This window comes from Streptomyces sp. NPDC101181 (genome assembly GCF_044767975.1).
In the GTDB taxonomy this organism is placed as follows: domain Bacteria; phylum Actinomycetota; class Actinomycetes; order Streptomycetales; family Streptomycetaceae; genus Streptomyces.
On the sequence record NZ_JBIWOX010000001.1, the window covers coordinates 781,015 to 796,275 of the forward strand.

Annotated in this window: 12 protein-coding genes; 7 read left to right on the top strand and 5 right to left on the bottom strand. The window is 72.2% G+C overall.

Going from position 1 to position 15,261, the window contains the following annotated elements; genetic code table 11:
• Window positions 1-242 precede the first annotated feature (242 nt).
• Together ACIRRU_RS03370 and ACIRRU_RS03375 are read left to right on the top strand one after the other, a co-directional pair.
• Entirely contained in the window at window positions 243-1,046 is an 804-nt protein-coding gene (locus ACIRRU_RS03370; RefSeq protein ID WP_403675496.1) for a DUF3558 domain-containing protein, read from the top strand.
• Window positions 1,047-1,263: 217 nt separating this feature from the next.
• Window positions 1,264-2,739, top strand: a complete 1,476-nt coding sequence (locus ACIRRU_RS03375; protein ID WP_403675497.1) for a DUF2637 domain-containing protein — start codon at window positions 1,264-1,266, stop codon at window positions 2,737-2,739.
• Between the two features lie 109 nt (window positions 2,740-2,848).
• Here the strand turns inward: ACIRRU_RS03375 and lysS are convergent, their stop codons facing one another.
• Window positions 2,849-4,615 (bottom strand): lysine--tRNA ligase, encoded by a 1,767-nt coding sequence (gene lysS, locus ACIRRU_RS03380; protein WP_403675499.1) that lies wholly within the window; start codon window positions 4,613-4,615, stop codon window positions 2,849-2,851.
• A gap of 138 nt (window positions 4,616-4,753) precedes the next feature.
• Here lysS and argS point away from each other — a divergent pair, with 138 nt between their 5' ends.
• Window positions 4,754-6,535 carry an arginine--tRNA ligase gene (gene argS / locus ACIRRU_RS03385; RefSeq protein WP_403675501.1) on the top strand — a complete coding sequence of 594 codons (1,782 nt, stop codon included), beginning with the start codon at window positions 4,754-4,756 and terminating at the stop codon, window positions 6,533-6,535.
• 88 nt (window positions 6,536-6,623) lie between these two features.
• On the opposite strand, the gene ACIRRU_RS03390 is transcribed toward argS, so the two are convergent.
• On the bottom strand, window positions 6,624-7,064 hold the full coding sequence (locus ACIRRU_RS03390; protein ID WP_403675502.1) for a hypothetical protein: 441 nt from the start codon (window positions 7,062-7,064) through the stop codon (window positions 6,624-6,626).
• An 84-nt stretch (window positions 7,065-7,148) separates the two neighbouring features.
• Window positions 7,149-8,399 (bottom strand): phosphatidylserine/phosphatidylglycerophosphate/cardiolipin synthase family protein, encoded by a 1,251-nt coding sequence (locus ACIRRU_RS03395; protein WP_403675504.1) that lies wholly within the window; start codon window positions 8,397-8,399, stop codon window positions 7,149-7,151.
• 234 nt (window positions 8,400-8,633) lie between these two features.
• Here ACIRRU_RS03395 and ACIRRU_RS03400 point away from each other — a divergent pair, with 234 nt between their 5' ends.
• Window positions 8,634-10,739: a CoA transferase gene (locus ACIRRU_RS03400; RefSeq protein ID WP_403675507.1), complete on the top strand. Its 2,106-nt coding sequence runs from the start codon at window positions 8,634-8,636 to the stop codon at window positions 10,737-10,739.
• A gap of 174 nt (window positions 10,740-10,913) precedes the next feature.
• Here ACIRRU_RS03400 and ACIRRU_RS03405 read toward each other — a convergent pair whose 3' ends face one another.
• Entirely contained in the window at window positions 10,914-12,362 is a 1,449-nt protein-coding gene (locus ACIRRU_RS03405) for a helix-turn-helix domain-containing protein (RefSeq protein WP_403675510.1), read from the bottom strand.
• A gap of 230 nt (window positions 12,363-12,592) precedes the next feature.
• Between ACIRRU_RS03405 and ACIRRU_RS03410 the strand changes: the two genes are divergently transcribed.
• From ACIRRU_RS03410 to ACIRRU_RS03420, 3 genes are all read left to right on the top strand, one after another.
• On the top strand, window positions 12,593-13,321 hold the full coding sequence (locus ACIRRU_RS03410) for a DUF4232 domain-containing protein (protein WP_403675513.1): 729 nt from the start codon (window positions 12,593-12,595) through the stop codon (window positions 13,319-13,321).
• 168 nt (window positions 13,322-13,489) lie between these two features.
• The gene (locus ACIRRU_RS03415; protein ID WP_403675516.1) at window positions 13,490-14,275 is read left to right on the top strand and encodes a helix-turn-helix domain-containing protein; all 786 of its coding nucleotides are present in this window, start codon (window positions 13,490-13,492) and stop codon (window positions 14,273-14,275) included.
• Complete coding sequence (locus tag ACIRRU_RS03420) at window positions 14,272-14,574, top strand: DUF397 domain-containing protein (RefSeq protein WP_403675518.1); 303 nt, start codon at window positions 14,272-14,274, stop codon at window positions 14,572-14,574. The genes ACIRRU_RS03415 and ACIRRU_RS03420 overlap by 4 nt, the downstream gene beginning before the upstream one ends.
• A 34-nt stretch (window positions 14,575-14,608) precedes the next feature.
• Here the strand turns inward: ACIRRU_RS03420 and ACIRRU_RS03425 are convergent, their stop codons facing one another.
• Window positions 14,609-15,175, bottom strand: coding sequence for a dihydrofolate reductase family protein (locus ACIRRU_RS03425; protein ID WP_403675521.1), 567 nt, complete (start codon window positions 15,173-15,175; stop codon window positions 14,609-14,611).
• Between the last annotated feature and the right edge of the window lie 86 nt (window positions 15,176-15,261).

Sequence of the window (15,261 nt, forward strand, 5' to 3'; positions counted from 1 at the left end):
TCCGGGGTGTCCTCCGGCGCCGTTCTGCGGTGCGCGGGGGATCGCGAGGGGGGCGCGGGACGGTCGTCGGCCGTCGTACCGTGGCTGTCCGGAAGATGCCCGCCCCCGACCCGCCGGCCGCCCGACGACCGACCGACGGCCGCCCGACGACCGGCCGAAGACCGACCGACGACCGCCTGACGACGATCCGGGAACCCCCGGTCCGCCCGTCGAGCCCGCCGCGCCACCCGAGTGAAGGAACCATGCACCGTTCAGCTCCGCGTCTGTCCCGCCTCCTCGCCTGCGCCGCCGTCCCGGTGATGCTGGTAGCCGTCGGCTGCTCGTCGGACTCCGGCTCCGGCTCCGACGGCAAGAAGGACGAGGGCTCCTCGTCCGGTTCCCCCAGCGCCGAGCCCTCGGCCTCCGCGGTCGCCCCGGCGAAGTTCTCCGACCTGCCCGACCCGTGCTCGTCCGTCGCGAAGAAGACGGTCGAGAACCTGGTGCCGGACGCGAAGAAGAAGAACGGCACCGCGGGCCGCTCCAACGACCTCTCGATCCGGGGGAACTGCTCCTGGAACGGCCTGGACGACAAGGGCGTGGACGGGTCGCAGTACCGCTGGCTGGACGTCGGCTTCACCCGCTTCGACTCCGACCAGGCGCTCGGCAGCGGTGCCGAGCGGGCCACCGCCGACTACACCAAGCAGGTCGCGCGGGCGAAGGTCGCCGAGGGCGCCAAGAAGATCGCCGCCGAGCCCGCGACGGGGCTCGGCGAGGGCGCCACGGTCGTCACCTACGCCTTGAAGCAGACGGACGAGGACTTCGAGCACGCCACCGTCGTGGCCCGCACGGGCAACGTCGTCGTCACCCTGACGTACAACGGCGCGGGCTACGCGGGCGCGAAGACGCCTTCCGCGTCCGACATCTCCAAGGGCGCCCTGAAGGCCGCGAAGGAGGCCATCGCCGCGGTCGAGGCGAAGGCCGGGTCCGGAGCGACCACGCCTCCGGCGAAGGACGGGGACAAGGCCGGGGACGACGCGAAGAAGGACGACAAGAAGTCCGACGCGTAACCAGCGCCCGCGGCGCGGCCCGAGGGGTGGGCGGCCCGAACTCCCCTGTCGCATAAGCCATTTTGGCGCGGTTCCGGGAAGCGGCCGACGGCCGTCCCGCCCCTCCCCGCGCGCCGGAGCTCGTACGCGTGTGCCAGGCTGTCCCCTCGCCGGGTGCACAGGCCGGGCAGCAGACGCCGGTTGGAGCCGGGCACAGAGGTCGGGGAGGGGATCGCAGGTGGCCGCGATGCAGCTGACGCGCACGCACCGCATACTCATCGGGGTCGTCGTGGCGGGCGCGGTGGTCATCGCCGCGATCGGGTTCGCCGGTTCCTACGCCGCCGTGCGCGAACTCGCGGAGGAGAAGGGCTTCGGGTCGTTCTCCCTGGTCTTCCCGATCGGCATCGACGCGGGCATCTGCGTGCTGCTCGCCCTGGACCTCCTGCTGACCTGGATGCGCATCCCGTTCCCGATGCTGCGTCAGACGGCGTGGCTGCTGACGGCCGCGACGATCGCGTTCAACGGCGCGGCGTCCTGGCCCGATCCACTGGGCACCGCGATGCACGCGGTGATCCCGGTGCTGTTCGTCGTCTCCGTCGAGGCCGCCCGGCACGCGGTGGGCCGGATCGCGGACATCACGGCGGACAAGCACATGGAGGGCGTCCGCCTCACCCGTTGGCTGCTCTCGCCGATCCCGACGTTCAAGCTGTGGCGGCGGATGAAGCTGTGGGAGCTGCGCAGTTACGAGCAGGTCATCAAGCTGGAGCAGGACCGGCTGATCTATCAGGCGCGCCTCCAGGCCCGGTTCGGCCGGAACTGGCGTCGCAAGGCCCCCATCGAGTCGATGATGCCGCTGCGCCTGGCGAAGTACGGCGTCCCGCTCGCCGAGACCGCCCCGGCCGGACTCGCCGCCGCGGGCATCGAACCGGCCCTGCTGCCGCCCGCGCCCGCCGAGATCGAGGGCGACCGTCCGCAGGCCGGGCTGGGCCCCGCCGCGCAGGGCCACCCGGAACTGCCGTACGAGCCGCGCCGGGAGCACGTACAGGGGCCGGAGCACCGGGAGCCCCACGGGCCCCAGCCGCACGGGCCCCAGCACGAGCAGGCCCAGCCCCACCCCCAGCAACAGCAACAGCAACCCGAGCAACAGCAACAGCCTGAGCGGCAGCAACAGCGGGAACAACAGCAGCCCCACCCCGCCTCGCTCCAGAAGCAGGATCCGCCCGCCGCGCCGACCCATGACAGCCCCTGGTTCGCCGCGCAGAAGCTGCCGGACAACGTCCACGAGAGCGCGTACGACCCGCAGTACGTCGAGGGTCTTGAGCCCACCCCGGTCCAGATCCCCGCGGGGCCCGGCCGTACCCGGCCGCTGGGTGACGTCGGCGCCGTCGGCGCGGTGCCGCGCGCCCGCCGAGAGGAGCCGTCCCCCGGTCCTTCGCCCGAGCCGCGGCAGGCGCCCGAGGAGCTGGCCCCCGAAGAGGCCCCGCAGGTGGAGGAGTGGCCCATGGAGGACGCCGACTTCGCCGCGGAGGCGTACGACGTGTTCCGCGCGTACACGGACGAGCAGGGGCAGCATCCGTCCCTGGAGGCCCTGGACATCCACCTGGCCGATGCCCGCAGCATCCGCCACCCGCGCTCCCGGCAGCTGCTCAAGGACCTGATGCCGCAGTTCCGGCGGGCCTACGAGCAGCAGGCGCCCGCCGACCAGAGCGCCTGACCCGGCGCGTCCGTCGTCCGCACCCCGCGCCGTCGCCCGCGTACGCGGAAGGGGCCGCCGCCCAGGAGAAACCCTCCCGGGCGGCGGCCCCTTCGCCGTCCGTACGCCGTTACGCGGCCAGCAGCCTGCGCACCCGCTCCGCGCCGACGGCGAGCAGCAGCGTGGGCAGGCGGGGACCCGTGTCGCGGCTGACGAGCAGGCGGTACAGCAGCGCGAAGAAGGACCGCTGGGCGGCCTTCAGCTCGGGCGTCGGACTGGCGTCGGGCTCCAGCCCGGCCAGCACCTTCGGCACGCCGTAGACGAGCGTGGTGAGGCCGTCCAGCGACCAGTGGGTGTCCAGGCCCGCCAGGAGCAGACGCAGGGACTCGCGGCCCTGGTCGTCGAGCGAGCCGAGCAGGTCCTTGTCGGGCTCGTCGCGGACGATGGTGCGGGCCTCGGCCGGGACCTGGGTGGTGATCCAGTTCTCGGCCCGGTCCAGGCGCGGGCGCGCCTCGTCCAGGGAGGTCAGCGGGTTGTCCGGGTCCAGCTCGCTGAGGATGCGCAGCGTCTGGTCGTCGGCCCCGGCGGTGATGTCGACCACCGAGGCGAGCGTCCGGTAGGGCAGGGGGTGCGGGGTGCTCGGGAGCTGTCCGGCGGCCGTGCTGACGGCGCGGGAGTGCGCGGCGGCGTCGGCGGGCAGCACCGTGCCGTCGGCCACCTTGCGGCCGAGCGAGTCCCACTCGTCGTAGAGCCGCTGGATCTCCTGGTCGAAGGCGATCTTGAACGACTGGTTGGGCCTGCGGCGGGCGTAGAGCCAGCGCAGCAGCGGCGCTTCCATGATCTTCAGCGCGTCGGCCGGGGTGGGGACCCCGCCCTTGCTGGAGGACATCTTGGCCATGCCGGAGATGCCGACGAAGGCGTACATGGGGCCGATGGGCTGGACGCCGTCGAAGACCTCGCGGACGATCTGGCCGCCGACGACGAAGGAGGAGCCGGGCGAGGAGTGGTCGACGCCGCTGGGCTCGAAGATCACGCCCTCGTAGGCCCAGCGCATCGGCCAGTCGACCTTCCACACGAGCTTGCCGCGGTTGAACTCGCTGAGCCGGACCGTCTCGGCGAAGCCGCAGGCGGAGCAGGTGTAGTTCAGCTCGGTGGTGTCGTCGTCGTAGGAGGTGACGACGGTGAGGTCCTTCTCGCAGTTGCCGCAGTAGGGCTTGTACGGGAAGTAGCCCGCGCTGTTGCCGCTGCCGTCGTCCTCGGCGGCGGCGCCGGAGCCCTCGGCGGCCTCCAGCTCGGCCTCGTCGGCCTTCTTCTGCTGCTGCGGCTTCTTGCCGCCCTTGCCCTGGGCCGCGGCCGGGTCCTTCTTCGTGCGGTACCGGTCGAGGACGGCGTCGATGTCCGCGCGGTGCTTCATCGCGTGCAGGATCTGCTCGCGGTAGGTCCCGGCGGTGTACTGCTCCGTCTGGCTGATGCCGTCGTACGCGACGCCCAGCTCGTCCAGGGCGGCCGTCATGGCGGCCTTGAAGTGCTCGGCCCAGTTCGGGTGCGCCGATCCGGCCGGGGCGGGCACCGAGGTGAGCGGCTTGCCGATGTGCTCGGCCCAGGAGGCGTCGACGCCCGGGACGCCCTGGGGGACCTTGCGGTAGCGGTCGTAGTCGTCCCAGCTGATCAGGTGGCGCACGGTGTGGCCGCGGCGGCGGATCTCGTCGGCGACCAGGTGCGGGGTCATGACCTCGCGGAGGTTGCCGAGGTGGATCGGGCCGGACGGGGAGAGCCCGGAGGCGACGACGACCGGTTTGCCAGGCGCACGACGCTCCGATTCGGCGATGACATCGTCCGCGAAGCGGGAGACCCAGTCGGTCTCGGTGCTGGTCTGACTCTCGGCCACGGTCGGCACGTCCTTCTCTCGTTCTGTCGGTTCCCGGTGGGTCACCGGCCATTCTCCCAGCTACCCCCCGTAGCGCGAAAACGGCTTTGCGCCCCGTGGGATACTGGACCGACCCCTCGTACCCCTACGGAAACGGCAGCCCGTCCCATGCCTGAGCCCGGCTCGGTCCCTTCCCTCGCTTCCACGCTCCAGCGGCAGCTGGCGGACGCCCTGACGGCAGCTCTGCCGGAGGCCGGCGCCGCGGACCCGCTGCTGCGCCGAAGCGACCGGGCCGACTTCCAGGCCAACGGCATCCTGGCGCTGGCCAAGAAGCTCAAGGGCAACCCGCGCGAGCTGGCCGCCCAGGTCACCGCCGCCCTTCCGGCGGGTGAGCTGATCCAGGACATCGAGGTCTCCGGCCCCGGCTTCCTCAACATCACCCTCACCGACCGGGCGATCACCGGGACGCTCGCCGCCCGGTCCGCCGACGCCTCGGGCCGCCTCGGTGTGCCGGTGGCCGCGGACGCCGGGCGGACGGTCATCGACTACGCCCAGCCGAACGTGGCCAAGGAGATGCACGTCGGCCACCTGCGGTCGGCGGTCATCGGTGACGCGATGGTCAGGATTCTGGAGTTCACCGGCGAGGACGTCGTCCGGCGGCACCACATCGGCGACTGGGGCACCCAGTTCGGGATGCTCATCCAGTACCTGATCGAGCACCCGGGCGCCCTGGAGCACGAGGGCGGGGCGAGCGACGGCGAGGCGGCGATGTCGACGCTGAACCGCGTCTACAAGGCTTCCCGGGCCCTGTTCGACTCGGACGAGGAGTTCAAGGCCCGCTCCCGGGACCGGGTGGTGGCCCTCCAGGCCGGGGACCCGCGGACGCTGGAGCTGTGGCAGGGCTTCGTCGACGAGTCGAAGATCTACTTCCACTCGGTCTTCGACAAGCTCGACATGGAGGTCCGCGACCCCGACATCGTCGGTGAGTCCGGCTACAACGACATGCTGACGGAGACCTGCCGCATCCTGGAGGAGACGGGTGTCGCCGTCCGCTCCGAGGGCGCGCTCTGCGTGTTCTTCGACGATGTGAAGGGCCCCGACGGCAACAAGGTCCCCCTCATCGTCCAGAAGAGCAACGGCGGCTTCGGCTACGCGGCCACCGACCTCTCCGCGATCCGCGACCGGGTCCAGGACCTCAAGGCCGACACCCTGCTGTACGTGGTGGACGCGCGGCAGTCGCTGCACTTCAAGATGGTCTTCGAGACGGCCCGCCGGGCGGGCTGGCTGAACGAGGACGTCAAGGCCGTGCAGCTCGCCTTCGGCACGGTCCTCGGCAAGGACGGCAAGCCGTTCAAGACCCGCGAGGGCGAGACGGTCCGGCTGGAGGACCTGCTGGACGAGGCGGTCGAGCGGGCGACCGCGGTCGTCCGGGAGAAGGCCGCGAAGGTGGGCCTGTCCGAGGAGGAGATCACCGAGAACGGCCGGTACGTCGGCGTCGGGGCCGTGAAGTACGCGGACCTGTCGACCTCCGCCGTGCGGGACTACAAGTTCGACCTGGACCAGATGGTGTCGCTGAACGGCGACACGTCGGTGTACCTCCAGTACGCGTACGCGCGTATCCAGTCGATCCTGCGCAAGGCGGGGGACGCGGTCCCGGCCGCCCACCCGGAGCTGGCGCTGGCCCCGGCGGAGCGCGCGCTCGGGCTGCACCTGGACCAGTTCGGCGAGGTGCTGGCGGAGGTCGCCGCCGGCTACGAGCCGCACAAGCTGGCGGCGTATCTGTACCAGCTGGCCTCGCACCTGACGACGTTCTACGACCAGTGCCAGGTCCTCAGCCCGGACAACGCGCCCGAGGTCGTGGAGAACCGGCTGTTCCTGGTCGGCCTCACCGCCCGGACCCTGCACCAGGGCATGGAGCTGCTCGGCATCCGGACGCCCGAGCGGCTCTGAGAGCACCGGCTGTACGTACGAGACCGGCCCCGGCACCTGCGGAACAGGTGCCGGGGCCGGTCTCGTCTCGTATCTAGGACCTACGGCGTCACTGCGGGCGGCCCAGGGCCCAGCCCGAGACGTCCGCGAGCCGTCCGCGCCACAGGGGCAGCGAGATGGCGCTCATGGACCCGGTGATCAGCGTCACGTCCCGCAGGTGGATCCAGCGCGGCAGCCGGGCGCCCTCCGCATCCCCCTCGTGGGCGTGCAGTTCCCGTACGCCCTGGTCGACGGTCTCGGGGAACTCGGCGAGCAGGTTGGCGCCCTCGCCCTCGACCTGCCGCAGGCTCCGGGCCCACTCGGCCTTCCACTGCTCGTGGCCGATGGCGTCCCCGTGCAGCAGGCCGCCGGGGTGGGTGAGGGTCAGCGGCAGACCGGCGCGCGGGTCCTCGTCGAGGAGCTGGATGAGCAGCTGGAGCTGGAGGTCGGGCAGAGGCTCGGTGATCACCGCGGCTGCCGGTGCCGATGAGGTGTCGGCGGAGACGCTCATGGACCCTTCCCTTCGTATGACGGTCGACGTGACTGCTCTGCCCATCTGCCCGGTCAGCCCCGTCGCACACCCGGCGCGGACGGCTCAGAGGTAGCGGCGGATCGGCACCACGGCCGCTTCCCGGACCCGCTGGACGACGTCGCGCCGCCTCCAGCGGGCGCCCTCGATGAGGACGCTCTTCTCGCGGTCCTCGTCGAAGTGCTCGTCGAGGGCGTCGGTGAAGTCGCAGTCCATCACCGCGAGCATGACCTCCTCGTCGTGCTCGAAGGAACGCCGGTTGAAGTTGGTGGAGCCGATGAGCGCGGCGACCCGGTCGATGGTGACCGTCTTCGTGTGCATCATCGTCGGCTGGTACTGGTAGATCTTCACCCCGCACGCGGTGAGCTGTTCGTAGTACCGCTGTCCGGCGAGCTGGCAGACCCGCTTGTCGGTGTGCGGGCCGGGCAGCAGGATCTCCACCTCGACGCCGCGCCGGGCGGCGTCGCAGAGCAGGCCGGTGAAGTAGTCGTCGGGTGCGAAGTAGGCGGTGGTGAGGCGGATGCGCTCCTCGGCCGATTCCAGGACGACCCGCATCAGGGTCTGCATGTCCTGCCAGCCGAAGGAGGAGGAGCCGCGGACGACCTGGACGACCGCGTCGCCGTGCTGGTCGCTGGGGACGAACCGGTCCCGCTCGTCGAACAGCTCGTCCTGGCACTCGGCCCAGTTCTGCGCGAAGGCCGCGGCCAGGCCGTCGACCGCGGGGCCCTGGACCTGGACGTGGGTGTCGCGCCACTCGTGCTCGTTGCGCGCGTCGCCGCACCACTCCTCGGCGATCCCGACGCCGCCGGTGAAGGCGATGGACTCGTCGGTGATGAGGACCTTGCGGTGGCAGCGGTGGTTCTGCTTGAGCGGCGAGAGGTAGAGCGGCTTCCTGAACCAGGCCACGGTCACCCCGGCCTCGTCCATCACGTCCAGCTGGCCCTTCTCGATCAGCCGGGAGCCGAAGCCGTCGAGCATCAGCCGCACCCGCACCCCGGCGCGGGCCCGCTCGGCGAGGGCCTCGGCGAACTCGTGGGCGATGTCACCGCGCCAGTAGACGAAGGTCATCATGTCGATGGTGTGCTCGGCCTCGCGGATCGCCTTCAGCATCGCGCCGAAGATCGCGTCGCCGTTGCGGAGCGGGATGAGCGCGTTGCCCTCGGTGGCCGCGATGCCGATGAGCCGTTCCAGCCGGCGTCTGAGCCGACGGGAACGTTTCTCGCACACGTCTGGGTCGAGATCGGCCCGCGGGGAGACCGCCGTGCGGGCGTTCGGGATCTGCCCGGCTTGCTCGGAGGCTTCGGCTATTCCTGACATGGCTATCGGTCACCTGGGGTTCGGGGGCGGGGCCGCCCGCCGCTCCGGCACACGGCCGCAGCGGCCCGGGCGGCCAGGGCCTCGCAGACTGTACTCCCGGGTCACCTGGGTGGCGGACCCGGCAGTCGACGCTGTCGAGAAATCACGTGTGCCCCGCCGGAATCCCGCCAACCCCCACCCTCCAGCGACTATGGTTAGGCTAACCTAACTAACGGCTCGTCCCCGGAGGACCCGTTGACGTCAGCGCCCCCGCTCGCCCCGCCCGTCGCCGATGGCACCGCCCCGGCCACGCCCCGCGCGTCCGCCCCCCTTCTCCCCGGCGAGACCGCCCCGCGCACCACCGGCGCGGCCGCCCCGCACACCACCGGTGGAGCCTCCGCGCTCGTCACGGGCGGGACCCCCTCGCTCATCACCAGCGAGGCCCTGCCGCTCGGCGGCCACCTGGTGCACCTGCCCGCCGCCCCGCCCGCCGGCCTCGCCACCGCGACCGCCGTCGTCCGCGACCACCTGACCCGGCTCGGCGCCCGCTTCGGCCCCGCCGAGGCCCCCTGGCGCCACGCCGGGCCCGGAGCGGCCCCGGCCCGCGACCGGTACGCCACGGCGGGCCCGGAGACGGTCATCGGGCTCGGCGGACCGCTCCCCGGCCTGGGCACCGACCTGACGCTGCGGGGCTGGCCCGCCGGGGACGCCTCGCCCTTCGACGAGACGACCGCCCAGGCCGCGACCGGGCTCATGGCCCTCCACGGCCGGGCCAACGGCGGCCCCCGCCCACTCGGCCTCGACTACCTCTCCACCCTCGCCGGGGTCGCCGCCACCCAGGCCCTGCTGGCCGCCGCCCTCTCCGGCCTGCGCGCCACCCCGGTCCGCTCGGTGCGGCTCAGCGTGGCGGAGACGGCCCTGTTCTCCCTCGGCCCGTACGTGGCCGCCGCGACGGCCGACGGCGGCCCCGAGGAGGTCGACAGCCCGCCCTACCGCCGGACCGCCCGGCCCCCGTTCGTCTCGGCCGACGGCGTCCGGTTCGAGGTGGAGGCGCTCGACGTCCAGCCCTGGCGCGACTTCTGGAAGGCGGCCGGAGCCCCCGCCAAGGACATCGCGAACAGCTGGCGCTCCTTCGCCGCCCGCCACGCCCGCGCCGCGTCCCCGCTGATCACGACGCTCGCCCAGAGCGCCGCCCGCCACTCCTACGCCGATCTCCAACTCCTCGCCGAGCGGACCGGGATGGGCCTCTGCGCCCTGCGCACCCTCGCCGACCGCCGGGCCGACGACGACGTACGGCACGACGACGACCCCTGGGAGCTGCGCGAACTGTCCCGGGACGAGGGCCACCCGGCCGCCCCGCACCGGGAGCCGCCCCCCGGCGCGCTACCGCTCCCGCTCACCGGCCTCACTGTCGTGGAGTCCACCCGGCACCTCCAGGGCCCGTTCGCCACCTCCGTACTCCGCGCGCTCGGGGCGCACGTGATCCGGATCGAGCCCCCGGGCGGCGACCCGGCACGCGGGGCGGCGCCCCTGGCCGCAGGCGTCTCCGCCCGGTACGCGACGCTCAACGCGGGCAAGGAGGTCCGCGAGGCCGACATCCGGACGGCGGCGGGCCGCCGCGCCGTCGCGGAGGCCGTGGCGGACGCCGATGTCTTCCTGCACAGCTGGGACCCGGGCGAGGCGGCCCGGCTCCGGCTCGACGACGAGGACCTGGCCCGGGTCAACCCCCGCCTGGTCTACGCGCGGGCCGCCGCCTGGGACCGCGCCCCCGGTGAACAGCGCCCGCCGGGCACCGACTTCATGGTCCAGGCCTGGTCGGGCGTCGCCGATACCGTACGGACCCCGGACGGCGGTCCTGCCCCGTCCCTGGTGACCCTGCTGGACATCCTGGGCGGCCACCTGGCGGCCGAGTCCGTACTGGCCGCGCTGCTGGCCCGGACGTCCGGCGCGGCGAGCGGACGGCTGCGCGTCGACACCTCCCTGCTCGGGGCCTCCCGCGTGCTGCTGAGGCCCCAACTGCGCGGACTGGACGAGCTGTCGGCGGCCGACCGGCAACCGGTGGCACCACTCGTCGCCCCGACCGCCGACGGGCTGATCGCGATCGGAGGAGCAGCCGGAGAGGCGGCCGGAGGGGCAGCCGCCAGGGCGTTCGCGGGGCCGTCGGGAGAACCGGCCGGAACTCCCCCCGCCACGCTGGCCACCGCCCCCACCGCCGCCTGGCTCAAGCACTTCCACGCGGCCGGGGTCCCCGCCCGCGACGTGGTCACCGACCTCGCCGGACTCCCCAAGGACCCGGCGTTCGCACGGAACTTCACCCACGACGGCTGCGCCCGGCCCACACCCCCCTGGAGCTTCTCGTGAGCCCCACGACGACCGCCCCCGCACGCGCCCACGCTGCTGACCACGGAGGAGCTGTCCCGGGGCTACGCGCCACCGGCTCACGTCGCACGGCTACCGACTCGCTTTGTGGAGACGCCGGTTCACCTCGTGGAGCCGCCGGTTGACCTCGTGCGCCCGCCGGTTCGCCCCGGGTGCCTACCGGTTCACCTCGTGCGGCTCCCACTTCACCTCGTCGTTCATGTACGTGTACGCGGGCCGCCCCCGCATCCCGCTGGTGCGGAACGGCTGCCCGGCGTCGTCGATCCGCAGCGTCCCCTCGCGCCCGCCGCTGCTCCACTTCAGCTCCAGATACCAGCTGACGTCGTAGCCGACGGACTTCATGTCGAGGTTGAAGACCTCCACGTCCTCGGAGGTGACCTTGAACGGGAAGGGCCGGGCCGGGAGCGTCGTGTCGCCCTGCGTCCCGGGTACGGGGGTGACGACCGGGTGCCCCGCGTCGAGGTCGGAGACGAACGTCTGGGGCGAGATACCGCTGCCGCAGCCGTTCCCCATCAGATAGGCCGACCAGGGCAGCGGCGCCTTGCGGGACACCACGCGCACGTACAGGCCCTTCAGCACGACGGCCTCGCGCGCGGTGCCCTGCACGGTCAGCTGAAGCAGCGTGTTCCCGCCCTCCACCCCGCCGTACTTCCGCGCCCAGCCGCGCCGGTCCTGCGGCGGGGGCGGCGGATCGACGCCCTCCGGCCCCCGGTTCAGCAGGTAGAACTGACCGCAGGGCTCTTCCCAGTTGTACGAGGAGATGGTGACGGCCGGAGGCGCGCCGAGCCCCGTACCACCGCCCTCGGGCCCCCGCGCCCCGCCCGCCGCACCGGCCTGCGCCGAGGTTGCGGCCGACGGCTCCCCCGGCGACGCGGACGGCGACGGGGGGACCGACGAGCCGGAGGGCCGCGGCGCGGCGGACTCCGGCGCCCCGGGCGGTGCGGTGTCCCCGGCCTCCCGCCCGCCCCGGGCCGCCGCGTCGGCGCCGCCCTCGGCCCCCGTACCGGGCCCGACGAGGTCGGCGGCGACGACGGTGGTGGGCACGAGGAGCGCGGCGACCCCGGCGGCGGCCAGCAGCACCCGGGTACGCCGCGAGAGCCGGGCCCACCGGGAGCGGGGGTCTCCGGGGCCGGGCACACCGGTGGGCGCGTCGGTGACGACGGAGGAGGGTGCGGAATCGGCGGAGGGTACGGGGTCGGGCTCCGCAGCGGGCGCAGGCACAGAGGCAGGGGCAGGCGCAGAGACAGGGGCAGGGGCAGGGGCACGGTCGGGGTCAGTCCCAGCCGCAGCCCCAAGTCCGGCCCCGGCTCCTGCTCCGGCTCCGCCTCCACCCCCGCCCGCCCCAGCCGTCGGCCGTCGCCGGGCCGCCTCGGCGACGATCCAACGCCGGTGCACCTCCACCAGTTCCTCGCCCGTCGCCCCGCAGAGCCGCGCCAACCGCTCGACGGGGGCGTACTCGTTCGGCACGGCATCACCGTTGCAGTACCGGTGCAGGGTGGACGTGCTGACGTGCAGTCGCCCCGCGAGAACCCCGTAGCTGCGCCCCGACCGGTCCTTCAGTTCCTTCAGCAGGGCCGCGAAATGCTCGGCCTCCGGCGTCGCCACGACGGCTTTCCCCTCCCTCTTCCATCCCGGAACGGCGTTCCAGGGACGCGGAATTCCCGCAGGTCACCGTATGCGTAGACGTTCCAGCGTCCCCAATGGTTCGCCAGACGTTGCGGCCGGAATCAGCCAACCCACAAGCTCGGACCGAGCCACAGCACCACGGCTTCACCGATCACGTCCGACGCACCCGACGCACCCAACACGCTGATCACACGGGGAGTACCGCCACCATGCGCATCAACCGCATCCGCACCACCGCCCTCGCCGCCACCACCCTCGCGGCCGCCCTGTCGCTCACCGCCTGCGGGGGCGACGGCCAGGCCATGGGGACCAAGTCGGCCGGCTCCGTCGAGATCGCGCCCCCCGCGGCGACGAACACCGGCGACGAGGCGACGAGCACCGACGACAAGGCCCGGTCCGAGGGCCCGGGGACAGGCGCGGCCGAGACGCAGACCGTCGCCGCCGAGAGGAAGCACGCGGGCGGCAACGCCAGCAACCAGAACAAGACGTCGGAGACCGCGGCGAACGCCGGGGCGGCGGCCTCGATCCCGGCCTGCACGCCCAAGAACTCCACGGTGAAGGTCTCCAAGGTGAGGCGCCCGATCAACCACCTGCTGCTCACGGTGACGAACACCGGCTCGAAGGACTGCGCCGCGTACCACGCGCCGTTCCTCCGCTTCGACAACGCGCAGGCGGTGTACCCGATCCTCGATGACAGCAGGCCGCAGGCGGTCGTCGTGCTCTCGCCCGGCGAGAAGGCGTACGCGGGCATCGGGCTCCGCGGCCAGCCCGGCGAGGGCGAGCCGGTCAAGAGCGACAACCTCGGCGTGATCATGGTCGGCAAGAACAACAAGCCCACCAGCGAGGCCACGCTGAAGCTCCCGGCGGAGACCTACACGGACCACCTGGGCTTCGTCACCTACTGGCAGTCGGACGTCGAGACCGCACTGATGTTCTGAGCCGCGGAGACCCTTCCGGAAACACCTCAGGCCACCGCCTGACCTGCCGTAACCCTGCGCGGCCCGTACAGATTTGTTGTACGGGTCGCGCAGGCGTGAAGTGGGTTCCGGGGTGGGAGTGGGAACCGTATGCACCCCAGAAAGCGACAGCGTAAGAACGCGTCGACCATGAAGCTCGTGGGCAAGCTCCTGGCCCGGTTCCGCACCGAGGCGGGCGTGACCCAGGTCGAACTGGCCCGAGCCACAGGCGTTCAGGAGGACTTGATCGCCTCCATCGAGCAGGGCAGACGCTCGCTCGTGCCGGATCTGGCGGAGACGATCGACGATCTGCTGGACACCAAGGGGGCGTTGTCGACAGCGGTCGACAACATGCCGGAGTACGACCTGATCCCGCTGTGGGCCGAGCACTACCTCAACATGGAGCACGAGGCGCTGGCGCTCTCCTGGTACGACAACCAGGTCATCCCGGGGCTGCTCCAGACGAAGGCGTACGCGGACGCGGTGTTCAGCAACAAGATTCCGGTCTACAGCCCGGAGGAGGTCGAGACGCAGACGGTGACGCGGCTGCAACGCCAGCAGATCCTGGACCGGAAGAAGCCGCCGACGATCAGCATGGTGATGTGGGAGCCGGTGCTGATGATGAGACTGACCTCGGACGAGGACCACCGGGAGCAGTTGCGCCACCTCTACGCGATGGCTCAACTCCCGGGCGTCTGCCTCCAAGTGCTCCCGCTGGACAGCAGGGCCCATGCGAGTCTCGACGGACCCTTCACTCTCCTGGAGACCCCGGACCACCAGCACATCGCCTACTCCGAGACCCAGCGCGGCAGCCACCTGATCTCGGACCGGAACGAGATCAGCATCCTCGCCCAGAAATATGCGATGCTGCGAGCCCAGGCGCTCACCCCGCTGGAGACCCTGCGCCTGCTGGCCCGTTTACTGGGAGAGACATGAGCACCGCACTGAACTGGTTCAAGTCGAGCTACAGCGGCAGCGAGGGCGGCCAGTGTCTCGAAATCGCCTACACCTGGCGGAAGTCGAGCTACAGCTCCGATGAAGGCGGCGCCTGCCTCGAAATCGCCTACGACTGGCAGAAGTCGAGCCACAGCAGCGACGAGGGCGGGCAGTGCGTCGAGATCGCCGCGCACCCCGCCGCCGTCCACGTCCGCGACTCGAAGGACATCGAGGGCCCGACGTTCACCGTCGCCCCTGCGGCCTGGTCGGCGTTCGCCGCCTACGCGGCCACCGCCTGACCCTCACCCGCACCCCTGCTCAGCACCGCAAGCCTCATCCCCGGACCGTCTCGTAACGGAGCATCGCGACCCCGTTCCCGAAGGTCCGGGTCTCCACCAGCCGGAGCGTCTGCCGCTCCTCGCTGTCCCGGAAGAAGCGGCGGCCCCGGCCGAGGATGACGGGGTGGACGTAGACCCGGTACTCGTCGATCAGATCGGCCTGCCGGAACGACTCAAGCAGGTCCGCGCCGCCGACCGCCAGGTCCCCCGAAGCGGCGTCCCGCAGACCGCGCACCTGCTCGGGGGCGACCTCATGGAGCAGGGTCGCGTTCGGCCCCACGCTCTCCAGCGTCCGGGAGAAGACGAACTTCGGCGTGTCCCGCCAGATGCCCGCGAATTCGGCCATCGGCCCTTCGTTGGCCGGGTCCTGGTCGGCGGTCGGCCAGAACTCCTCCATCAGCTCGTAGGTGACGCGCCCCTCGACGAAGCCGCCCATGGTCCGGAAGTAGTCGTTGAAGTGCTGGTGCACTTCCTCGTCCACGGTGTGCCAGTCGATGTCGTGGTCGGGCCCCTCGAAGAATCCGTCGAGGGAGAGCGAGATGGACGTGATGATCCTGTTCACGGCGGCTCCTGCCGGATCGGCCCGGCCCTCGGTGACCGGGCAGCGCGCAACGGGCCTCGACCATACGTCTCCCAGGGCCTGCGGCC